We start from the raw sequence: 20,796 nt of genomic DNA on the forward strand, positions 1-20,796 counted from the left end.
TTAATGATTTAGCTCCAAGGAGGGAGGCATGCAATTGGGCATGGCGCTACCCGCAGCTTTGGCAGTGCTTATTGGCACGCTAGCGGCATGGTTGAGCGGGCCAGAAGGGATGCTTCAGTCTCTGCTGCCTGCGGTATTGGTACTAGTGCTGTGCTTGGTAGCTATGCGCCCTACACGATTAATTTGGCTGGTCATCGCTGGCTGGGCGTTTGCTAATGTGCAGCAGGAGTGGGGGCGGAGCTTGCCGGCAGGGTTGAGTGGTGAGGATGTCACTATCCAGGCCAAGGTAGAGAGTGTTCAGCAGGAGGTAGGTTCGTCACGTTTGCGTCTAGCCGTTGATGCATGCCAAGTGCCAGATTATTTGCCGCGTTGCCAGTCATTCACTGGGGTTCGAGTCAGTGCTTATGGTGACCGTGTCTATCGCGTGGGAGAGCGCTGGCAAATGACGCTTCGTCTGAGGCCTCCCCATGGTTTTGCGAACCCAAATACCTTTAATTTTGAGCAGTGGCTATGGCGTGAGGGGATTCATGCAACGGGGTATGTGCGACAAGACCCCGCTCCTGTGCGCCTTTCAGAAGCGACGCCAACGCTTCGTCAGTTAGCCATCAAAAAACTGTCTACCCAGCCGCTAGAAGAGCGAACTAAGCGTTGGCTCGCAGCCCTTACTCTCGGTGCCAGTGAGCAGTTAAACCAAGAAGATTGGGCGCTGCTGAATGCGACGGGCACTACCCATCTCGTGGTGATATCTGGGCTACATGTTGGGCTGGTAGCGTCCTTCATGCTGCTGTTGGCTCGACTGGCGGCCAGATTGTTGACGCCCACTAACTGGCGACTAAGTGTTTGGCCGTGGTGGCTAGCTGGGGCATCAGCGGTTGGCTATGCCATGTTAGCGGGGCTAGCGCCGCCTGCTATGCGCGCTATGATCATGACGCTGTTAGGTTTATGGGTGCTCAGTGGCCGCCATGCACCAGGCCCTTGGCAGGCTTGGTGGTTAGCCCTGGGGTTGGTGCTTATTGTTGACCCGCTTGCGCTTTGGCGCCCTGGTCTATGGCTATCTTTTATTGCCGTAGCCTGGTTAATTATTATTTGGCAGGGTCGGCCGCGCCCACAAGGGATAAAAGGCTGGTGCTGGGCGCTGTTGCGCTCGCAGCTACTGTTGGCACCCCTAATGGCAGCGGCGGTGCTTTTAGCATTTGGCAGGGTGGCTCCTGGAGCGCCGTTGGTTAACCTTCTTGCTGTGCCTTGGGTCAGTTCTATCATGGTGCCAAGTGCTCTTTTAGGGTGGCTGCTATCGCCATTGCCAGGCATAGGAGCGCTTGTGTGGTGGTGCTTTGAGTTGGCACTGCAGGTGTTTTACCAGCTATTGGTCGTTACCGTGCGTCTGGTACCGCTAATACAGCCACCATCTTCGCTAGTCATGCCGCTTGTGTGCGCACTATTGTTGCTCTCTCTTTGTTGGGGTATGCCTAGTGTGCCGACATGGTTACGAGTCAGCGCCACGCTGCTAATGCTAAGCCTTCCTTGGTGGGTCACCGATGAATCGCTTCCCTATGGAGAGCTGCGTGTCACCGTGCACGATGTTGGGCAGGGTCAGCTGATCGAGCTGCGTAGCGCTAATAACCGCTTGCTTTACGACACTGGCCCACGATTTCGCAGCGGTTTTATGCCGTTGCAGACGCTGTGGCCACCAAGCCAAACGTTTGATCGCGTTATCGTTAGCCATGCTGATATCGATCATGCAGGTGGTGTGGATGCATTAAGAGATGACCACCAAGTAGCGCAGTGGTGGGCGCCTCGTGGAGAGACGCTAACAGTTTCAAGCAATGAGTGTGCTGCTGGTCAGCAGTGGCAGCGTGATGGCGTGCGCTATCAAATACTTTGGCCTCCTCCAGGGGATAGCGCGTTATCTGCCAATGACCGTTCTTGTGTGCTACAGGTGAGCGTAGGTGGGCACCATTTATTAATCACTGGCGATGTCAGTCGCGATATTGAACGGCGCTTGATAACGAACATTGCCAAGCCTACCAGTGTGTTAGTGGCAGGGCATCACGGAAGTCATACCAGTTCTGGTGTGCAGTTTGTGCGGATGAGTAGCCCCAAGCATGTCATTTTTAGCGCAGGGCGGAATAACGCATTTAATCACCCTGCTGATGATGTGGTGCGCCGCTTTCGGCGTCAGCAGAGCTGTTTGTGGAATACTGCCCATGATGGCGCGCTGCAATTTGATCTGCGGCCAGATCACCCCGTTGAGGTTATCCCCTTGCGAAGGCATCTAGGAAGTGAGAAGCGGTGTTGATGCGCTTCACCATCAGGTAGAATTCTTTTCACTGCACACTATTGCCGGGAGCGCGTGTGACTGATTCAGGTTGGATTCTCTATAAACGTCTATTGGGTTATGTAAAACCTCACTGGCGCGCGTTTGCGCTGGCAATCGTGGGGTTTGTGATTTATGCCGCCTCCAGTACTGCGTTAGCGGAAATGATGAAGCGGCTAATTGATGGTATCCAAAACCCGGATGCTGCCTTTCGGTTTTTTCTGCCTTTGTTTGTGGTGATCATGTTCGCGGCGCGGGGACTAGGTACGTTTCTAAGTACCTACTTTATGGCGTACGTGGGACGTTATGTGATCCACACGCTTCGCTGCGAAGTGTTTGCGCATCTTCTGCACCTGCCCGGTCGCTTCTTTGATAACCACTCAAGCGGTCAGTTAGTGTCACGCGTCACTTATCACGTGGAACAGGTGGCGGGGGCTGCAACCAATGCGGTGACTGTTATTTTGCGTGAAGGTTTGTTTGTAATTGGTTTGATTAGCTACTTGCTATGGACCAATTGGATGCTGACGCTACTGTTCCTTGGGGTGACACCAATCATCGGTGTCGTGGTCAACTACGTCAGTAAGCGTTTTCGGCGTATTTCCAAACGCATTCAACACTCGATGGGCGATGTTACCCATGTAGCCTCTGAGGCCCTTTCTGGCTATCGCGTGGTACGAACCCATGGCGCTGAAGCTTATGAACAGCAACGTTTTGAGCGTGTCAGTGAAGAGAATCGCCGCCAAAGCATGAAAGAAGCCATGACTCGTGCTGTCAGTTCACCGGTGATTTTAATGCTGGTGGCTATTTCGATGGCGTTTTTGGTGTGGCTGGCCATGGCGCCGGCACTAATGGATAACATGACACCCGGAGAGTTTGTCGCCTTTATCACGGCGGCGGCATTAATGATCAAGCCCGTACGGCAGCTCACTGAAATAAATGGCGATATTCAAAAAGGCATTGCCGCGGCTTCTGAGTTGTTTGGTTTGCTCGACTTAACGCCTGAGCAAGATGAAGGCAAACGTATCCCGGAAAAGCTAATCGGCGAGGTGGTCATTGACAACGTCAGTTTCCGCTACGCAGATGACCAGCCCTACGTACTGCATGATATTAGTCTCACCGTTGCCCCTGGTGAGCTAGTAGCCATTGTTGGCCGTTCCGGAAGCGGTAAGTCGACGCTGGTTAGCCTGCTGCCGCGTTTTTATCGTCCGAGTAAAGGGCGTATTTTGATTGACGATATTAATGCGGATGACTTTGCGCTGGGGCCTCTGCGTCAGCACATTGGGTTGGTATCCCAGCAGGTGACACTCTTCAACGCTACGATTGCCGATAACATTGCGTATGGGATTGCCAACCCTGACCGTGCAGCCATTGAAGCGGCAGCCGAGGCAGCGTATGCCAGTGAGTTTATTGACAAGCTGCCCCAAGGTTATGACACCGTCGTTGGGGAAAACGGTGTGATGCTTTCCGGCGGGCAGCGCCAGCGTCTGGCGATTGCTAGGGCGATTTTTAAAAATGCCCCCATCCTGGTGCTCGACGAGGCAACCTCTGCGCTGGATACCGAGTCAGAACGCTATATTCAAAAAGCGCTTGAATACGTCTGTAAGGGGCGCACCACGCTGGTGATTGCCCATCGGCTTTCCACCATTGAGCGTGCGGATCGGATCCTGGTGATGGAGCAGGGACGCATTATTGAGCAGGGCACGCACCAGGCACTGTTAGAAGCAGGGGGAGCCTATGCAGCGTTGCATCAGCTCCAATTTCAGGAGAGTGAATGAGCCTTGAGCAGCGCTGGTTGAAAGCAGTTTATGGGGATAGCCAGTGGCTTGCGCCGTTGTACCCATTTGGCAGCTTATACCGTTATCTTATGGCGCGCCGCGAAGCTCAGTATAGCAGCGGGAAAAAATCTGTTTGGCAGGCGCCAGTGCCCGTTATTGTGGTGGGTAACATAACCCTTGGCGGGACAGGGAAGTCTCCTTTAGTCGCTTGGCTGGCACGTTGGCTGGTTCAGCGTGGCTACTCTCCAGGTATTGTCACCCGCGGTTATGGCGGTAAAGCGGCAAATTATCCCCTGCAGGTGGCTGCGACCACGGATCCTGCGCAAAGTGGTGATGAGCCTCTTATGCTAGCCCAGCAAACTGGCCGACCAGTGGTTGCTGACCCGCAGCGCCCGCGGGGCGTACAAGCACTTGTTGAGCAAGGGTGCGATATTATTATCAGTGATGACGGATTGCAGCACTTAGCGCTGGGCCGAGATATCGAGTTGGTCGTTATTGACGGTGCTCGAGGGTTAGGGAATGGTCGCTGCTTACCTGCGGGGCCACTTAGAGAGAGTCCTGGCCGGTTATCGCGTGTAGATGCGGTGATTGTGAATGGAGAGCAGCGCCATGCATTGGGCGTGAATGCCGTGTCTATGGAGCTTGCGCCGAAACGTTGGCGTCACCTGCATAGCCAGCAGAGCTTGGCGCTCGCACCGTTGCCCTTTACGCTGCCGGTGCACGGGGTCGCAGGCATCGGCCATCCGGAGCGGTTTTTTAATACATTACGAAGCCTGGGCGTTGAGGGTGATATGCACCCGCTCCCGGATCACCAGCGCTTTGATAGTCAGACCTTCCAATTTGTTGGCCAGCGTCCGGTTGTGATGACGGCGAAAGACGCAGTGAAATGCCAAGCGTTAGCGCCACCTGATAGTTGGATACTAGAGGTGGAAGCCACACTTCCGCCAGAGTTTGAACACTGGTTGGCAGCTAAGCTGTCAGCGATTTCTGAAAGGGGATGCATGAATGGATAAGGAACTGTTGGCAATGCTGGTTTGTCCGCTTTGCAATGGCAAGCTGAAATATGACCGCGAGGCTCAAGAGCTTTGCTGCCACTACGATGGTTTGGCCTATCCCATTCAAGACGGTATTCCTGTAATGCTGCCGGAAGAGGCGCGTGTGATGGATGCCGATGAGAAGCTGCCTATTTCGCCGGGTCGCAAAGGAGAGGCGTAATGGGAGTCGTCGACCCTGAGTTTATTGCTGTCGTTCCCGCCCGTTTTGGCTCTACGCGTTTGCCTGGAAAGCCGCTGTTGGAGATTGCCGGTGAGCCAATGATTGCCCACGTTTGGCGGCGAGCTTGCCAAAGTAGGGCAGGCCGGGTTGTGGTAGCAACTGACGATGTACGCATTCAGGAGGCGATGCTGCCCTACGGTGCGGAAGTGGTCATGACACGTTCGGATCACCCCTCTGGTACGGATCGGCTGGCCGAGGTGGCAGAGCAACTAGGGTTGAGCGATGAGGCATTGGTCGTCAATGTCCAGGGAGATGAGCCGCTTATACCTCCAGTATTGATTGATCAGGTGGCAATGCGTTTATCCGAGGATCCCGACGCTGCCATTGCGACCCTTGCTGAGCCCATTGGCGATGTTGAAACGCTGTTTAACGCCAATGTTGTTAAGGTTGTTCGCTCCTTACAAGGGCGTGCCTTATATTTTTCCCGTGCCCCCATTCCTTGGGATCGAGAGCAATTCAAAGTGCAGCCTGGGCTGTTAGAGACTGACGCGTGGCTTCGCCATATCGGGATTTATGCCTATCGGGCCAGTTTTTTAACGGCTTATCGTGATCTTGCACCCTCAAGCCTGGAGCAGCTCGAACAGTTGGAACAGCTGCGCGCGCTACAGCACGGTTACGCAATACAGGTCGCGTTGGCGAGCACCATGAATCCGCCTGGTGTCGATACACCAGAAGACTTGGCCCGGGTGAGAGCGCTGCTGGCTAACGAAAGTAAAGGTGAAAGCGAATGAAGCGTGTGCTGTTTGTTTGCTTAGGCAATATTTGCCGTTCTCCAACTGCAGAAGGCGTGTTTCAGCGTGCAGTAGAGCAAGCTGGCCTCGGCAGTCACGTCAGCATAGATTCCTGTGGAGTAGCAGGTTGGCATGTTGGTAAGCCCCCAGATCAGCGCTCCCAGGCTGCGGCACTGCAACGAGGTGTCGATATTAGTCATCTTCGTGCGCGCCAGTTGAGCGCCAGTGACTTTTTAGCGTTCGACTATGTACTGGCCATGGATCGTGACAACCTGCATGCAATGCGTGCGCTTCAGCCAGCAGAGAGTCAGGCGCATGTGGGGCTTTTTTTGGCCTTTGCAGGCATGCCTGAGACAGACGTGCCTGACCCTTACTACGGTGGAGAAGAGGGCTTTGAGCAGGTGCTGGATATGATAGAAGCCGCTTCTGCAGGCCTGATTGCTGAGCTGAACCGTGAACAATAGTGGTTCGTTGGGCATTCAGCAGTCGTTTGATTTAACGGCTGCCAACACGCTGCGTCTACCCTGTAAAGCCGAGCGCTATGCTGCGCCTTCCACGTTGGGTGCGCTTCAGCAGGTAGTGCGTACCGCTGTCGACAAACGGTGGGCTATCACGCTACTAGGAGGCGGCAGCAACGTACTTCTGCCTGCTGAGCTAACCGGTATAGCCATTCGGCCTGCGATGCAGCAGTGGTGGCTTGAGAGTCACGGGGAAGAAGTGATTGCTTATGTAGGCGCTGGCGCAAATTGGCATTCGTTAGTCATGACGCTGGCGGCCCAAGGCCTGTGGGGCATCGAAAACTTAGCTCTGATTCCAGGCGATTGTGGTGCGGCGCCCGTGCAGAATATTGGAGCGTACGGTGTTGAGCTAAACGATGTGCTGCAAGGTGTGCAGGTGGTAGACCTGTCCTCTGGGAGCGTTAGCTGGTTAAGCGCTCAGGCGTGCCAGTTTGGCTACCGTGATAGTGTCTTCAAAAAAGAGCTTGCGGGAAAAGTCGTGATCACTCAGCTGGCGTTGCGTTTATCACGACAGCCTGCCCCTAGGCTGGGCTATGGAGATTTGGTTGCCAGGGTATCTGCCAGTGAAGCAGCTTCGCCGACACCTTTGACGGTAGCCCAAGCGGTTTGCGCTATTCGCCAAGAAAAACTGCCTGACCCGCAGGTATTAGCAAACGCAGGCAGCTTTTTTAAAAACCCACTGGTAAGTCGCACCCAGGCAGCAGACCTTTTGCAGCATTATCCTGATATGCCGCATTTCCCTCAGTCTGATGAGCAAACCAAATTAGCCGCAGGGTGGTTAATTGACCAGTGTGGGTTGAAGGGAGCTCGAGAGGGGGCTTTTGGTGTTCATGCACGACAAGCCCTGGTGTTGGTGCATTTTGGTGGTGGTAAGCGCCATGAGCTTTTGCAATTTGCGAGTGATATTGCTCAAACGGTATACGATCGGTTTGGCGTTAAGCTAGAGCCGGAACCTCGCTTAATCCAGGCATAAAAAAACCCCGCATCTTGCGGGGTTTTTTATGCTAGTGCAGCTACTCTTGGTTAGTGTTTTGCGCCTGCTTGCGCAATTCACGGGGGTCGTTATGTGCGCGGCGGCGTCGACGTGACTTAGGCGCTGTATCTTGGGTGGAGGCAGCAGGTGAAGGCGCTGCCTCAGATGCGGTGGCTTCCTCTGTCGGTTGACTAGCCTCTGGTGCAAGTGCTCGAGCTTCTTCGCGTCCTTTGGCGGGCGCTGATTGTTCGCTGAGCACTTGATCAGGCATCGTAGCGTCACCCATGATGACGGTGCTTTCATCATGGGCATCGGCTGCTTTCGGCTGTTCAGAGACTGCAGATGCGCTTTCTTTAGCGTTTGCTGCTTGAGTTGCAGCAGGCTTCTCGGCGTTAACATCGCTGACAGCAGTCTCAGCAGTCTCAGCAGTCTCAGCAGTCTCAGCAGTCTCAGCAGTCTCAGCAGTCTCAGCAGTCTCAGCAGTCTCAGCAGTCTCAGCAGTCTCAGCAGTCTCAGCAGTCTTAGTCGCTTTGGCTGTTTTCTGCTCACTTAGTTGCGGGGGCGTACTGTCACTGCTAGCCGTTTGCACTTGCGTAGAATCAGTATCAGTTTCAGCATCCTGCGGTTCTGTGGGATTTGCCGCAGCTTCTTCGCCCGTTGGGCGTGCTGCTTCGCTGTCCGCAAAGGCTTTCTCGGTCTCTGCCGGTTCGACGGCAGCCTTTTCCAGTGGCGGCGCTTCTTGAGCTGATGGCTCCGCGACTTGGGCTGCTGGTTTGGCCTCTTCTTTCACCATTACATCGTTATTTGTCGATGTTTGAGGTGTACTTACTTTATCAGAAGCTAGCGACGCGTCAGATTGCTGAGGTTGGCGGCGTTGACGGGTAGCTTTGCGCGCTTTCTCTGCGTTCTCAGCGGGGCGCTCTGCTGTCGTTCCATCGGTGCTGTTTGCCGTCTCTTCCTCAGTGCTCTGGGGCGGTGTCTCAACAGCGGTTTCCACTATTGGTTTAGCTTGGCTGTTTTCTTGGGCCTTCGGTACGTCGCCACTGGGCATTGCTTCACTGCTGGGTGCTTGTGCTGCTTCAGCTTGTAACTTTAACTGCTCAGCTTCTGCTCTAGGATTAATAGCCTGACTACGCGAGCGGTTGCGCGGATTATTGCGCGTACGCTTTGGCTTGCCATCCTCTTTCTTACTATCATCAGCCTGAACAGCCTGCTCGCGTGTATCTTCACCCTTTGGCTTAGTATCGCGTGGTTTCTCACGACGGTTTTCAGGTTGCGCAGCGGGTTTTACAGACTCATCCCCAACGGCTTCTTTAGCTGCTGGCTGCTCTTTTTGACGACTGTTCTTCTGGCCATTTTCCTGGGGCTTAGTATTTTCCTGAAATTTGGCATCGTCATGCTGAGGGTGGCGGCGGCGGTTACGCGTGCGGCTGGGGCCACTGCGTTTATCATTAGCGTCATCGCTATTGTTTGCGCTGCGCGACTGGCTGCTTCGCTGCTCATTTTTAGGCGTACTTTCATTGCGCTCGTTGCGCTCGTTGCGCTCACGCGCAGGTTTTGGTCTGCTGTCATTGCGCTGAGTCCGGTTGCTGCTATTACGGTCAGGCTGTTTGGTGGCGGTGGGCGCTTCTTTTTCCGGTTGGCTGGCACTGGTGTCATCGCCGCCTAACAGTTTGGCAAAGCCACGGATAAAGCGCCCAATTACACTTGGCTGCTCTTCAGCGACAGGCGTAGGCGTGGAAGCGGCTTTTGCCGACGCTTTTTCCGGTGCTTTCTCTGTCTGTAATGAGGCCGGTGCAGGTGCATTATGCACTACACTTTTTACCGCAGCTTCGGCACGCAGGGCAGGCGGTGTAAAGCTTGGATCAGGCTCTTTGCCAACTTCAGTATCGGTAGACAGTTCAAAGCTGGATAGTGTATGACTCTCATCGTCATCTAAATGGTCAACCCGAAGGCGCTGGACATCGTAATGGGGCGTATCCATTTCTGGGTTGGGCAGCAAAACGACACGAACACCTTGCCGAGATTCGATGTCAGCCAGAACGCTACGCTTTTCGTTCAGCAAATAGGTGGCCACTGGCACCGGCAGAATGGCGCGAATTTGAGCGCTGCGCTCTTTCATCGCTTCTTCTTCAATCAAGCGCATAATGGAGAGCGACAGTGAGCGAACGTCACGAATCGTGCCCTGGCCGTTACAGCGAGGGCAGACTACGCCGCTGGTTTCCCCAAGCGAAGGACGTAGGCGCTGGCGCGACATTTCCATTAAGCCAAAACGCGAAATCCGGCCAATTTGTACCCGGGCACGATCAAGCTTGAGTGCGTCGCGCATGCGATTTTCAACTTCACGCTGGTTGCGCGCGGGACCCATGTCGATAAAGTCGATGACGACTAAGCCACCAATATCCCGCAAACGGAGCTGGCGAGCGATTTCATCCGCGGCTTCAGAGTTGGTCTGTAGTGCGGTTTCTTCAATATCGCTGCCGCGCGTGGCTCTGGCAGAGTTAATATCAACGGATACCAGGGCTTCAGTATGATCGATCACAATAGAGCCGCCGGACGGCAGCTTTACTTCGCGCTGATAGGCCGTTTCAATTTGCGATTCGATTTGGAAGCGTGAGAATAGTGGTACTTCATCAGCGTAAAGTTTGATTTTTTGTTGGTAGGAAGGCATTACCTGGCGAATAAAAGACAGGGCTTCCTCATGAATCTCTGGGCTGTCAATTAGCACCTCGCCAATATCTTGGCGCAGGTAGTCGCGCATGGCGCGAATAATAACGTTTGATTCACGGTAAATCAGGAAAGGGGCTGAGCGCTTACCGGCTTCAGTGGTAATGGATTCCCACACTTGTACCAAGTAGTCCAGATCCCACTGCAGCTCTTCCGGACTGCGGCCGATACCCGCGGTGCGCACGATCAGACCCATCTTGTCTGGCACGGTCAACTGGCCCATGGCGTCTTTCAGCTGACTGCGGTCATCGCCTTCGATGCGGCGTGAAATACCGCCAGCGCGTGGGTTGTTGGGCATCAATACTAGAAAACGACCCGCTAAACTAATAAAGGTGGTCAGTGCCGCCCCTTTATTACCACGCTCTTCTTTGTCGACCTGGACAATGACTTCCTGGCCCTCTTTCAGCACTTCTTTAATGCTGGGGCGGCCAGAAACGTCTTTGATAAAATATTCGCGAGAAATTTCTTTCAAAGGCAAGAAGCCATGGCGCTCAGCGCCAAAATCAACAAAGGCAGCTTCAAGAGAAGGTTCTACACGGGTGATCTTGCCTCGATAAATATTGGCTTTCTTTTGTTCCCGAGCACCAGATTCAATATCTAAGTCGTACAGTCGTTGCCCGTCTACCAGCGCAACCCGAAGCTCTTCTGGCTGGGTCGCGTTAATTAGCATCCGTTTCATGTTGTCTCACGTAGCGTTGCGTGCCGACGAGCCGTCTAGGCTGGGCGTAGACGAATCGCTGGGTGCTGCGTGCTTGTGCTCGGCGCATAGCTATGCTGACGCATTAAACCGGGAAGGCAGCAAAGTACCGACCCGGCCGAGGGGCGTTGAGTACGTGGCGGAGGCAGAACATGTTTCGGTGGCTGTCACGTCCATCCGGCTCTGCTGACACCGCCAACACCTGGCATTCATCGATTCGCCAACGCTGGTCATCGGCACAGCGTTGAACTTGGCGCCCCAAGTCATGCAGCGCCTTGTGACGAAAAGGAGAGGCTGCTTGGGGCGTGACGTTTGTTAATCAATTGCCTGCCATTGCGGGCGAGGCCTAAGTGTATCTGCCGTCAGAAAAGCATGCGACAGAGTAACTGTATATCCAGTACGTTATTTCAATACGTTAGGCGTTTGGGTAATGCGTACACTACGCCGCTTTGCCTATGCTCTGGCCTGCATGTTTGTCGAGCAAGCGCTTGGGCGAGGAGTGGTTGTTCACTCGTAGTAATCATAATGTCTACTGGTGAGCCACGCTCGGCCGGTGAGCGTTTTTGAATATAACAGTAAAGACAACCACCAGCAATTGACGCAATGCCCATGGGTCTACGTTAGAATGCCGTTTTTAGCCTGACGTTACAAAATTATACTAGGAGTGCGCGGTAATGGCCGAAGGGCGTGAAGTGCAGTGGGTGGATATCGCCCCGGAGCAGGCGGGTCAACGAATCGATAACTTTTTAATGACGCGGCTAAAAGGTGCGCCACGCGCACTAATCTACCGAATTGTACGTAAAGGCGAGGTGCGGGTTAATAAAAAGCGGGTCAAAGTGGACTACCGTCTTCAAGCAGGCGACTTGGTACGTGTCCCTCCGCTCCGCCTAGCGCCAAAAGAGGCAGTTAAAGAAGTCAGTGATAATTTACGCGATCTGCTGATTGGTAGCGTCATCATGGAAGGGCCAGACTGGATGGTGATCAATAAACCTTCCGGTTTGGCCGTGCATGGGGGCAGTGGCGTAAAAATTGGCTTGATCGAAGCGCTGCGCCAAGTGCGCGATGATCTGAGCTTTTTAGAGCTTGTTCATCGTTTGGATCGTGATACCTCAGGATGCCTATTGTTAGCAAAGTCTCGTGATGCGTTGGTAACGCTTAACGAGTCGTTAAAAAAGCATGCCATGGATAAGCGCTATTTAGCGTTGGTTAGTGGGCGCTGGCCTGCGCGGAAAACTTACATCAGTGCTCGGTTAGACCGCTTTGACGCTGGGAATGGTGAGCGTCGGGTAAGGGTAGAGCCCAATGGTAAAATTTCGCGTACCCACTTTTCAGTTGTGGAAACCTTTGAAAAAGCAACCCTTGTAGAAGCAGAGCCGGTCACTGGGCGGACACACCAAATTCGCGTGCATGCTGCACATGCAGGGCATGCCTTGTTGGGTGATGACAAATATGGCACTCGTGAAAGCAATCACATGACACAGCGTCTCGGTTTGGGTCGCCTGTTTCTTCATGCCCGCGCATTGACGTTTCCTGAGCCAGGCAACGGTCGTCCCGTCACCGTAAAGGCGCCACTACCGGAGGCGCTTGAAGATGCTTTGAAGCGTGCTCGGCAATAAGGAAACCGTATGCGTTATGAGTTAATTATTTTTGATTGGGATGGCACGTTGATGGATTCCGTGCCAAAAATTGTCGCCTGTATGCAGGCTGCTGCGATTGATGCGGAATGGGGGGCGCTAGAGGATAGTGCGATCGAGGATATCATCGGCTTGGGGCTGCCTGAAGCAATTGCCAAGCTTTGCCCTGGTATCGCCCCTTACCAAGCTGAGCATTTGCGTCAGCGCTATGCTCACCATTTTGTCTATGGTGACACTACGCCGATGTCCTTTTTTGAGGGTGTTGGGGCGCAGGTGGCCCGGCTGCGTGAACGCCAGCACCAGCAGCTGGCGGTTGCGACGGGAAAGAGCCGTCGCGGGCTTGACCGAATTTTTGCCGAAACAGACAGTGGTGGCTGGTTCCATGCTAGCCGCACTGCTGACGAAACGCGTTCAAAGCCACATCCGCAGATGCTGACCGAACTGCTTGATGAGCTGAAAGTACCCGTTGAGCGCGCTGTGATGGTGGGTGATACCGAATACGACCTTGAAATGGCTAAGTCCATTGGCATGGATCGGGTGGGGGTTACTTACGGTGTGCACGCGCCCGCACGATTGGCAGCCAGTCAGCCGGTGTGGATGGCGGATAGTGTAGAGATGCTGTTCGACTGGCTCCATGGCTAGGATCGTCAGCAGTAACTAAGGACAGTCGTTGTACGGCCAGGCGAACACTAGGAATCGTATATGAGTGATGAGCAGCAGCGTGGTGGTAATGATAGTGGCTCCCAGGCGGGAGATGATTTCCCAGAAAAGGGCAGTGGTGATCGTTGGACCGATGGGCCGGAAGTTGCCCAGCCAACCCAACAGCGCCCTCTGCCGGGGGCAGAGAGTGATGATGCGGAGACGCTGCGTGAGCGGCAGCGGCTAGCGCAGCTGGAAATGATGGATCGTTGGGTTGGTGGTGTTTTGACGGAACAGCGTAGAACCCGGCGCTGGAAGCTGTTTTTTCGCTTGATGATACTCGTGATTGTGCTGGTGTCTGTCACCACGACGGTTTATCGCGTGTTTTTGGCAGAGCCTGCCTCTTCACTGCCTTCGCAGCGCCATTTGGCGCTTGTGGAGGTTCATGGAGTGATAGCCAGCGATGCGCCAACGAATGCTGAGCGAGTCATTAAAGGAATCAATCGGGCGTGGTCATCGGAGAGTGCTGTTGCTGTTGTGCTACACATTGACAGCCCGGGAGGAAGTCCTGTGCAGTCACAGCGTATTTATTCAGAAATTATGCGACTACGTGAGCAGGGAGATAAGCCCATTATCGCGGTGATAGAAGATATCGGTGCCAGTGGTGCTTATTATATTGCCTCGGCCGCCGATGATATTGTGGCATCTCCAGTAAGTTTGGTTGGTTCTATTGGGGTGATTTATGCTGGATTTGGCTTTCAGGAGGCGATTGATCAGCTCGGTATTGAGCGCCGTGTTGTAACGGCTGGTGAGAACAAGGCTTTTCTAGACCCGTTTCAACCCCTTGATGACGATATTGCTAGCTTTTGGCAAACGGTGTTGACTCAAACCCATGAGCAGTTCATTGATGATGTTCAGGCTGGTCGTGGTGATCGTTTAAGCGACAGCCCTGAACTCTTCTCGGGCCTCATCTGGAGTGGCGAGCAAGCGCTTGAGTTAGGGCTGGTCGATCAGTTAGCAAGCCTTGAGCAGGTGGCGCGTGACCAGGTGGGTAAAGCGGAGTGGCAGAACTATACGCCCCGCCTGGATCCTTTTGAACGTCTCACTAGGCGCTTTACCCAAACTGCGGCAGAGTTGGTGGGGTTGCGCAACACGCATTCGCCACTGCACTTTAAAGCGCAGTGAATTAACGCGGTGCTAGGCTTCGCTGAGTGGGTTCATACCAACTTGGCGAAGCATATCGCATAACGCGATGAGTGGTAATCCAATCAATGCGTTCGGGTCTCTGCCTTCCAGTTTTTCAAACAAGCTAATACCGAGCCCTTCCATGCGAAAGCTGCCTGAGCTGTCCAGTGGCTGCTCAAGGGCAACATAGTGTGCAATCTCTTGCTTGCTCAGCGAGCGAAAAAACACCTCAAACGGCTCGATATGGACGTGGTGCCGTTGGTGTCGTGTGTCGACTAACGCCAATCCTGTTAGAAAAGTCACTTTTTGGCCAGAAAAGCGTGTCAGGTTCTCCCGTGCGCGCTCCTCCGTGTGAGGTTTGCCGAGAATGTCGCCTTCAAACAGAGCTATCTGATCGGAGCCAATAATACAGTGCTCGGGAAAGCGCTCTGCAACAGCGTTGGCTTTACTAAGCGCCAAACGGTGTACTAGGGCATTGGGTGTTTCATTAGGATGGGGGGTTTCGTCAATGTCCGGTGAGCAACACTGATAAGGAAGCAGTAGTTTGTCCAGGAGTGCTCGGCGAAAGCGAGAGCTAGACGCGAGGACAAGGGGGGCGTTATCCGTTTGAGGCACTGTATTCTCCTTTGTAAGCCCTGCTGGGTGCTATTCAGTATCAGCAATGAGTGTAACGAAACCGCAGCAGTCTGCCTATTTGCCAACTTTTGAGAGATAATCTTGTAAGAATTGCGCCGACAACTTTGACAGAGGGGGAGCGAGTGCCTATCATTGCGCGCCTATGTTGACCTCACAACTCCCCAGTCGGGTTGAGCCTTATAAGCTTGCAGCCCGCCGCGAACGACTTGAAGGCCTAGTGGCGCTTGATAAGCTGCCGCGCCTTGCCGAAGAGGCAGGTGACCAAACTGGCGACTGTAATGTCGTCCTTGAGTTTGGTATTGATGCCCAAGGCCGTCGCGAAATTCGTGGCCATTTGCAAGCGACCCTGGCGCTGCCTTGTCGCCGCTGTCTGGTGCCGCTAAGCCAAGACGTGTCCAGTGATTTCCTGTTAGGAATGATTTCAGACGAAGCCTTGGCTGCCGAGCTGCCTGCCAGTCATGAGCCGGTGCTGGTGGAAAATGAACAGCTGGACTTGCTGACGGTAATAGAGGATGAGCTAATCCTTAGCTTGCCGCAGGTGGTCTATCACGATGAGACCGAATGCCATGTCTCGGCGGAGCAGCTGGTCAGCAAGACTGAAGGCGCGGCGGAAGAGTCAGCTCCGGCCAAAAATCCTTTCGCGGTGCTCAGTGCTTTAAAAAGCAGTGGTGCCTTGAAAGGCAAAAAGTAAGCATCACTTACCCTAAATACCTTGGAGTAAACACCCATGGCAGTTCAACAGAACCGTAAAACCCGTTCCAAGCGCGGCATGCGTCGTAGTCACGATGCGCTGACTGCACCGACTCTGTCTCAGGACAAAGAAACTGGTACTACTCACCTGCGTCACCACGTTTCTCCAGATGGTTTCTACCGTGGCCGTAAAGTGGTTGAGGTTTAAGCCTTAGCGCTTTTATGAGCGGCAAAACAGGGTGGGTGCTGTGTGCGCCTAGCGATTGATGTGATGGGGGGTGACCAAGGCTCCCGTGCCATTATCGAAGGCTCTGCAAGGGCAGTTATTGAGCGCCCTGGCTTAGCGCTAACCCTGTTTGGTCCGCGTCAGCAGATCGATGCTGAGCTTTCGCGTTTGCCGCAGCCTTTGGCTGCGGCAACGTCACGTTTGGTGGTTAGTGACGCGCCTGACAGTGTCTCACAGGCGGCGACCGCTGCTTGGGCGCTGCGTCGTGGAAAGGCAACTAGCATGGCGCGTATGCTGCACAGCTTGTCAGCGGGTGAGGCGGCTGCTGGCGTTAGTGCAGGCAATACAGGTGCCCTAGTGGCGCTGTCAAGACGTGAGCTTGGTATGTTGGCGGGCATATCGCGACCGGCAATTAGTACAGCCATTCCTGCCCGTGGCGGGCGTCGTTGTTACTTGCTTGATTTGGGTGCAAATGTCGACTCCCCCGCAACAAGGCTGGTTGATTTCGCCATGATGGGGGCTGCGATGGCCCAGTGCATTGATGGAATTGAGCGGCCTCGTGTTGCGCTGCTGAATGTAGGCGCTGAAGCAACAAAAGGCAGTGCTAACGTGCGTGAAGCAGACTGGCTGCTTCGTGAGCGTGCTGATCGCCAAGGTTTTCATTATCTTGGCTATGCAGAGGGTGGTGATATTTTTCAAGGTGAAGTGGACGTGGTTGTTTGTGATGGCTTCGTCGGTAATGTCACTTTGAAAGCCAGTGAAGGCCTGACCCGTATGCTGGTTGAACGTGTGCAAATGGCGTTTGAATCACGCTTAAGCGGGCGGTTGGCAAGTCTACTGGCCAGGCCTGTGCTAAAGCGGCTGAAGCAAGAGTTGGATCCAGTGCGCTATAATGGCGCAAGCTTGCTAGGGCTGCAGGGTATTGTGGTTAAAAGCCATGGTAGTGCCCGTGCAGATGGTTTTTATTATGCCATCCAGCGTGCGCTAAAAGAGGTGGAGCATAATCTACCTGCTCGCATCGCTGCGCGTTGGTCGCGTTCTTAGGTTGTCTGACGTGCTAAATAATAAAAGATTAATTTTTTGCGGGCTGTTGATGACGGCAAAATATGCCGATTTCGTTACGATGACGGAATTAACAGCTACGCCTATCGCTCAAATGAGCAAATGCCTACAAGAGCAAAGGTGAACGACATGTCTCAACCCCTTGCCCTCATTTTTCCCGGGCAAGGCTCTCAGCAGCTTGGGATGTTGCGAGAGCTCGCCGAGCGCTACAGTGTGGTGGGAACTACATTTGAGGAAGCGTCAAACGCTCTGGGCTACGATTTATGGAAAGTCGTCCAGGAAGGTCCAGAAGATGCGCTGAATGCGACAGCATGTACTCAGCCTGCATTGCTAGCGTCCAGTGTGGCGATCTGGCGTGTTTGGCAAGAGTTAGAAGGTCCTCGCCCGAACGTCATGGCAGGCCATAGCCTTGGAGAATACAGTGCTATGGTATGCGCGGGGGTGCTGGGCTTTGCTGAAGGTATTCAACTGGTGCGACTGCGCGGTGAAGCTATGCAGGCAGCTGTCCCCTCTGGAGAGGGTGGTATGGCGGCCATTTTGGGTCTCGACGACAGTGCGGTAGAAGCTGCCTGTGATCGCGCGGCCCAAGGAGACGTTGTTTCTGCAGTCAACTACAACTCTCCTGGACAAGTGGTTATCGCAGGCAGCAAAAACGCTGTTGAGCGAGCGATAGTGGCTTGTCAGGAGGCTGGTGCTAAGCGCGCACTGTCGCTGCCAGTATCAGTGCCTTCGCATTGTGCATTGATGAGACCGGCTGCCGAGCGCTTGGCTGCGGCTATGCAGGACATCGAGTTACGTGCGCCTCGTTATTCCGTTGTTCAAAACGTTGATGCACAAGCCCATGCTGATGTTGAAACATTGCGCACGCGGCTTATTGAGCAGCTTTATCAGCCAGTACGTTGGTCATCTTGCGTTGAAGCGATGGTCGATCAAGGTGCTAATGTGTTTATTGAATGTGGCCCAGGCAAAGTATTAACGGGGATCAATAAACGTATTGTGCGCAGTGCTAAGGGCTTGGCGGTTAATGATCCCGACAGCTTAGACTCGGCGCTTGAGCTGGCTCGTGAAGCGTTAGCGGATGGTGCGTGATAATTAGCGGATGGTGCGTGATAAATAGTACGTGATAAGTCACTATTTTCCGCTACCCTTGCTTAGTTAAGTTGAAGGATGAACGTTATGACGCAAGAACGTAGAGTGGCGCTAGTCACTGGCGCTAGCCGAGGTATTGGGCGTGCAATTGCTCATGAGCTTGGGCGTCAGGGACGAATTGTGGTGGGTACGGCCACAAGTGAGTCAGGCGCTGAAAAAATTGATGCAGATCTAAAAGCGCATGGCGTTGAGGGTGCTGGTATGTGCCTTAACGTCACGGATCCGGCCAGTATTGATCAGGTGCTTAAGGCAATAGGCGAGCGTTTTGGTGCGCCGACTATTTTGGTTAATAATGCTGGTATTACGCGTGATAACCTATTGATGCGGATGAAAGAAGATGAGTGGGACTCCGTCATGGATACCAATCTCAAATCTGTCTACCGTGTCAGTAAGGCATGTCTGCGGGGTATGACAAAGGCGCGCTTTGGGCGTATTGTGTCGATCAGCTCAGTGGTCGCCACTATGGGTAACCTTGGCCAAACTAACTATGCTGCTGCTAAAGCGGGCATGGAAGGTTTCAGTCGTGCGCTCGCGCGTGAGGTGGCTTCCAGGGCTATTACGGTAAATGCGGTAGCCCCTGGGTTTATTGCAACAGATATGACCGAGGCGCTGCCTGAAGCGCAGCATGAAATGCTGCTCAAGCAAATACCTCTTTCGCGTTTAGGCGGACCTGAAGAAATTGCCGCTGCCGTTGGCTTTTTGACAAGCGACGCAGCAGGGTATATCACTGGCGAAACGCTGCACGTTAACGGCGGCATGAATATGCGTTGATGGCCTTAGGCTTGGCGGTTGCGTCAGCTTAAGGGCGTCTATAAACTACCCCGCAGCTTTTGGCTTGCGGTTTCCAAATGGCTGGTTATCAATAACGGCTAATGTGAACGACTGGAGTACGTTGATGAGTACTATTGAAGAGCGCGTGAAGAAAGTTGTGGCAGAGCGCCTGAACGTTAAAGAAGAAGACATCCAGAACAGCTCTTCTTTTACTGAAGACCTAGGCGCTGATTCTCTTGACACCGTTGAACTGGTGATGGCTTTAGAAGAGGAATTTGATACTGAAATTCCTGATGAAGAAGCTGAGAAAATCACCACGGTTCAAGAAGCTATCGACTACGTAAACGCCCATCAGTAAGGGCTGAGTCGACGCAGTGAACCAGGGTGGGGTGCTAACCACCCGCATTAAAAAGCCGTCCTGAGCAGGGGCGGCTTTTTTGCTTTGTTGTCACAATGAATATAACGTGCAATCTCCGTTATACTAGTCACCAAATTTCTGCAGCAGATGACCTAAACGGGTCGTGTCACCATGGATGCCTGGAGGAAAGCAGATGGCGCGTAGAAGGGTAGTGGTAACTGGGTTAGGCCTGGTGACCCCAGTGGGCAACAGTGTCAATGAGTCGTGGGCGAATATTGTTGCAGGCAAAAGCGGCATAGCGCCAATTGAGCACTTCGATACAAGTGGCTTCAATACGCGGTTTGGTGGTTCGGTTAAGAATTTTGATATTAGTCCTTACCTGAACCCCAAAGATGCGCGCAAGATGGATTTGTTTATACAGTATGGTATGGCCGCGGGGGCTCAGGCGATCGAAGATTCAGGGCTTGAGTGCACTGAAGAGAACGCAGAGCGTATCGGCGTGGCAATTGGTTCAGGCATTGGCGGTCTGCCGATGATTGAACATAACCACAATGCACTTAATAAAGGCGGGGCGCGACGCGTTTCACCGTTTTTCGTTCCTGGCTCTATCATCAACATGATCTCGGGCAATATGGCGATACAGCATGGCTTTAAAGGCCCAAATATCGCTATTACCACCGCATGTACTTCTGGGACTCACAATATTGGCTATAGTGCCCGTACTATCGCTTACGGCGATGCCGACGTGATGATTTGCGGTGGTGCAGAGATGGCCACCACGCCGCTAGGGTTAGGTGGGTTTTCTGCAGCGCGGGCGCTCTCGACGCGCAATGATAACCCCGAAGCGGCCAGTCGCCCTTGGGATACGGACCGTGACGGATTTGTGTTGTCAGATGGTGCAGGCATATTAGTGCTGGAGGAGTATGAGCACGCGAAAGCGCGTGGGGCGAATATTTATGCGGAGCTCGCGGGCTTTGGTATGAGTGATGATGCCTATCATATGACGGCGCCCCCGGAAGATGGCCGAGGTGCTGCACTTGCAATGAGCAATGCCATTAAAGATGCCTGCATTGATCCCGCAAGTGTCCACTATATTAATGCGCATGGTACATCGACCGCAGCGGGTGATTTAGCAGAAAGCCGTGCGGTTGAGAAAGTGCTAGGTAGCGCAGCTCAGAAGGTCGCCGTGAGCTCGACTAAGTCAATGATTGGCCACCTATTAGGTGCTGCAGGTGCGGTTGAGGCGGTGTTTAGTATCCTGGCCATTCGGGACCAGGTGGCGCCGCCCACGATTAACCTGGATAACCCGCAGGAAGGTTGTAATCTCGATTACGTACCGCATACCGCGCGGGAGATGCACATTGATATAACGCTCTCCAATTCCTTTGGTTTTGGTGGCACAAACGGCTCATTACTGTTTAAGAGAGTATAGACTG

General features: G+C 53.6%; 19 protein-coding genes. 17 read left to right on the top strand and 2 right to left on the bottom strand.

Going from position 1 to position 20,796, the window contains the following annotated elements; genetic code table 11:
- Nucleotides 1-28: 28 nt before the first annotated feature.
- From HZS79_RS01400 to murB, 7 genes are read left to right on the top strand one after another with little or no spacing between them, the layout of a single operon-like run.
- Complete coding sequence (locus HZS79_RS01400) at nucleotides 29-2,296, top strand: DNA internalization-related competence protein ComEC/Rec2 (protein ID WP_179926870.1); 2,268 nt, start codon at nucleotides 29-31, stop codon at nucleotides 2,294-2,296.
- 56 nt (nucleotides 2,297-2,352) lie between these two features.
- The gene (gene msbA / locus HZS79_RS01405; RefSeq protein WP_162217593.1) at nucleotides 2,353-4,089 is read left to right on the top strand and encodes a lipid A export permease/ATP-binding protein MsbA; all 1,737 of its coding nucleotides are present in this window, start codon (nucleotides 2,353-2,355) and stop codon (nucleotides 4,087-4,089) included.
- Entirely contained in the window at nucleotides 4,086-5,102 is a 1,017-nt protein-coding gene (gene lpxK / locus HZS79_RS01410; protein WP_179926871.1) for a tetraacyldisaccharide 4'-kinase, read from the top strand. The genes msbA and lpxK overlap by 4 nt, the downstream gene beginning before the upstream one ends.
- Nucleotides 5,095-5,304: a Trm112 family protein gene (locus HZS79_RS01415; RefSeq protein WP_162217595.1), complete on the top strand. Its 210-nt coding sequence runs from the start codon at nucleotides 5,095-5,097 to the stop codon at nucleotides 5,302-5,304. The genes lpxK and HZS79_RS01415 overlap by 8 nt, the downstream gene beginning before the upstream one ends.
- Entirely contained in the window at nucleotides 5,304-6,095 is a 792-nt protein-coding gene (kdsB, locus tag HZS79_RS01420) for a 3-deoxy-manno-octulosonate cytidylyltransferase (RefSeq protein ID WP_179926872.1), read from the top strand. The genes HZS79_RS01415 and kdsB overlap by 1 nt, the downstream gene beginning before the upstream one ends.
- Nucleotides 6,092-6,559: a low molecular weight protein-tyrosine-phosphatase gene (locus tag HZS79_RS01425; protein WP_162217597.1), complete on the top strand. Its 468-nt coding sequence runs from the start codon at nucleotides 6,092-6,094 to the stop codon at nucleotides 6,557-6,559. The genes kdsB and HZS79_RS01425 overlap by 4 nt, the downstream gene beginning before the upstream one ends.
- Nucleotides 6,549-7,586, top strand: coding sequence for a UDP-N-acetylmuramate dehydrogenase (murB, locus tag HZS79_RS01430; protein ID WP_338017222.1), 1,038 nt, complete (start codon nucleotides 6,549-6,551; stop codon nucleotides 7,584-7,586). Before HZS79_RS01425 ends, murB begins: the two co-directional genes overlap by 11 nt.
- 40 nt (nucleotides 7,587-7,626) lie before the next feature.
- On the opposite strand, the gene rne is transcribed toward murB, so the two are convergent.
- Nucleotides 7,627-10,992 carry a ribonuclease E gene (rne, locus tag HZS79_RS01435; RefSeq protein ID WP_179926873.1) on the bottom strand — a complete coding sequence of 1,122 codons (3,366 nt, stop codon included), beginning with the start codon at nucleotides 10,990-10,992 and terminating at the stop codon, nucleotides 7,627-7,629.
- Nucleotides 10,993-11,684: 692 nt separating this feature from the next.
- Between rne and HZS79_RS01440 the strand changes: the two genes are divergently transcribed.
- From HZS79_RS01440 to sppA, 3 genes are read left to right on the top strand one after another with little or no spacing between them, the layout of a single operon-like run.
- Nucleotides 11,685-12,626, top strand: a complete 942-nt coding sequence (locus HZS79_RS01440; protein WP_179926874.1) for an RluA family pseudouridine synthase — start codon at nucleotides 11,685-11,687, stop codon at nucleotides 12,624-12,626.
- A 9-nt stretch (nucleotides 12,627-12,635) separates the two neighbouring features.
- Nucleotides 12,636-13,286 (top strand): HAD family hydrolase, encoded by a 651-nt coding sequence (locus tag HZS79_RS01445; RefSeq protein ID WP_162217600.1) that lies wholly within the window; start codon nucleotides 12,636-12,638, stop codon nucleotides 13,284-13,286.
- Between the two features lie 60 nt (nucleotides 13,287-13,346).
- Entirely contained in the window at nucleotides 13,347-14,468 is a 1,122-nt protein-coding gene (gene sppA, locus HZS79_RS01450) for a signal peptide peptidase SppA (protein WP_179926875.1), read from the top strand.
- Nucleotides 14,469-14,480: 12 nt separating this feature from the next.
- Here the strand turns inward: sppA and HZS79_RS01455 are convergent, their stop codons facing one another.
- Nucleotides 14,481-15,083, bottom strand: a complete 603-nt coding sequence (locus HZS79_RS01455; RefSeq protein WP_162217602.1) for a Maf family nucleotide pyrophosphatase — start codon at nucleotides 15,081-15,083, stop codon at nucleotides 14,481-14,483.
- Nucleotides 15,084-15,246: 163 nt separating this feature from the next.
- Here HZS79_RS01455 and HZS79_RS01460 point away from each other — a divergent pair, with 163 nt between their 5' ends.
- The 7 genes from HZS79_RS01460 (at nucleotide 15,247) to fabF (ending at nucleotide 20,792) form a co-directional block, all read left to right on the top strand.
- Nucleotides 15,247-15,795: a YceD family protein gene (locus HZS79_RS01460; RefSeq protein ID WP_162217603.1), complete on the top strand. Its 549-nt coding sequence runs from the start codon at nucleotides 15,247-15,249 to the stop codon at nucleotides 15,793-15,795.
- 36 nt (nucleotides 15,796-15,831) lie between these two features.
- Entirely contained in the window at nucleotides 15,832-16,002 is a 171-nt protein-coding gene (gene rpmF / locus HZS79_RS01465; protein ID WP_007114757.1) for a 50S ribosomal protein L32, read from the top strand.
- Nucleotides 16,003-16,044: 42 nt separating this feature from the next.
- On the top strand, nucleotides 16,045-17,064 hold the full coding sequence (plsX, locus tag HZS79_RS01470) for a phosphate acyltransferase PlsX (RefSeq protein ID WP_162217604.1): 1,020 nt from the start codon (nucleotides 16,045-16,047) through the stop codon (nucleotides 17,062-17,064).
- Between the two features lie 147 nt (nucleotides 17,065-17,211).
- On the top strand, nucleotides 17,212-18,171 hold the full coding sequence (fabD, locus tag HZS79_RS01475; protein WP_162217605.1) for an ACP S-malonyltransferase: 960 nt from the start codon (nucleotides 17,212-17,214) through the stop codon (nucleotides 18,169-18,171).
- Between the two features lie 87 nt (nucleotides 18,172-18,258).
- Nucleotides 18,259-19,002: a 3-oxoacyl-ACP reductase FabG gene (gene fabG / locus HZS79_RS01480; protein ID WP_162217606.1), complete on the top strand. Its 744-nt coding sequence runs from the start codon at nucleotides 18,259-18,261 to the stop codon at nucleotides 19,000-19,002.
- A 124-nt stretch (nucleotides 19,003-19,126) separates the two neighbouring features.
- A complete protein-coding gene (gene acpP / locus HZS79_RS01485; RefSeq protein ID WP_008956801.1) occupies nucleotides 19,127-19,360 on the top strand; it encodes an acyl carrier protein in 234 nt (77 codons plus the stop codon).
- A 193-nt stretch (nucleotides 19,361-19,553) separates the two neighbouring features.
- Complete coding sequence (fabF, locus tag HZS79_RS01490; RefSeq protein WP_162217607.1) at nucleotides 19,554-20,792, top strand: beta-ketoacyl-ACP synthase II; 1,239 nt, start codon at nucleotides 19,554-19,556, stop codon at nucleotides 20,790-20,792.
- Nucleotides 20,793-20,796 lie beyond the last annotated feature (4 nt).

This window comes from Vreelandella zhaodongensis (genome assembly GCF_013415115.1).
In the GTDB taxonomy this organism is placed as follows: domain Bacteria; phylum Pseudomonadota; class Gammaproteobacteria; order Pseudomonadales; family Halomonadaceae; genus Vreelandella; species Vreelandella zhaodongensis.

Coding starts and splice junctions, on each gene's coding strand:
- HZS79_RS01400 (WP_179926870.1), top strand. CDS start 29: ATGCAATTGGGCATGGCGCTACCCGCAGCTTTGGCAGTGCTTATTGGC.
- lpxK (WP_179926871.1), top strand. CDS start 4,086: ATGAGCCTTGAGCAGCGCTGGTTGAAAGCAGTTTATGGGGATAGCCAG.
- HZS79_RS01415 (WP_162217595.1), top strand. CDS start 5,095: ATGGATAAGGAACTGTTGGCAATGCTGGTTTGTCCGCTTTGCAATGGC.
- kdsB (WP_179926872.1), top strand. CDS start 5,304: ATGGGAGTCGTCGACCCTGAGTTTATTGCTGTCGTTCCCGCCCGTTTT.
- HZS79_RS01425 (WP_162217597.1), top strand. CDS start 6,092: ATGAAGCGTGTGCTGTTTGTTTGCTTAGGCAATATTTGCCGTTCTCCA.
- rne (WP_179926873.1), bottom strand. CDS start 10,992: ATGAAACGGATGCTAATTAACGCGACCCAGCCAGAAGAGCTTCGGGTT.
- HZS79_RS01440 (WP_179926874.1), top strand. CDS start 11,685: ATGGCCGAAGGGCGTGAAGTGCAGTGGGTGGATATCGCCCCGGAGCAG.
- HZS79_RS01445 (WP_162217600.1), top strand. CDS start 12,636: ATGCGTTATGAGTTAATTATTTTTGATTGGGATGGCACGTTGATGGAT.
- sppA (WP_179926875.1), top strand. CDS start 13,347: ATGAGTGATGAGCAGCAGCGTGGTGGTAATGATAGTGGCTCCCAGGCG.
- HZS79_RS01460 (WP_162217603.1), top strand. CDS start 15,247: ATGTTGACCTCACAACTCCCCAGTCGGGTTGAGCCTTATAAGCTTGCA.
- rpmF (WP_007114757.1), top strand. CDS start 15,832: ATGGCAGTTCAACAGAACCGTAAAACCCGTTCCAAGCGCGGCATGCGT.
- fabD (WP_162217605.1), top strand. CDS start 17,212: ATGTCTCAACCCCTTGCCCTCATTTTTCCCGGGCAAGGCTCTCAGCAG.
- fabG (WP_162217606.1), top strand. CDS start 18,259: ATGACGCAAGAACGTAGAGTGGCGCTAGTCACTGGCGCTAGCCGAGGT.
- acpP (WP_008956801.1), top strand. CDS start 19,127: ATGAGTACTATTGAAGAGCGCGTGAAGAAAGTTGTGGCAGAGCGCCTG.
- fabF (WP_162217607.1), top strand. CDS start 19,554: ATGGCGCGTAGAAGGGTAGTGGTAACTGGGTTAGGCCTGGTGACCCCA.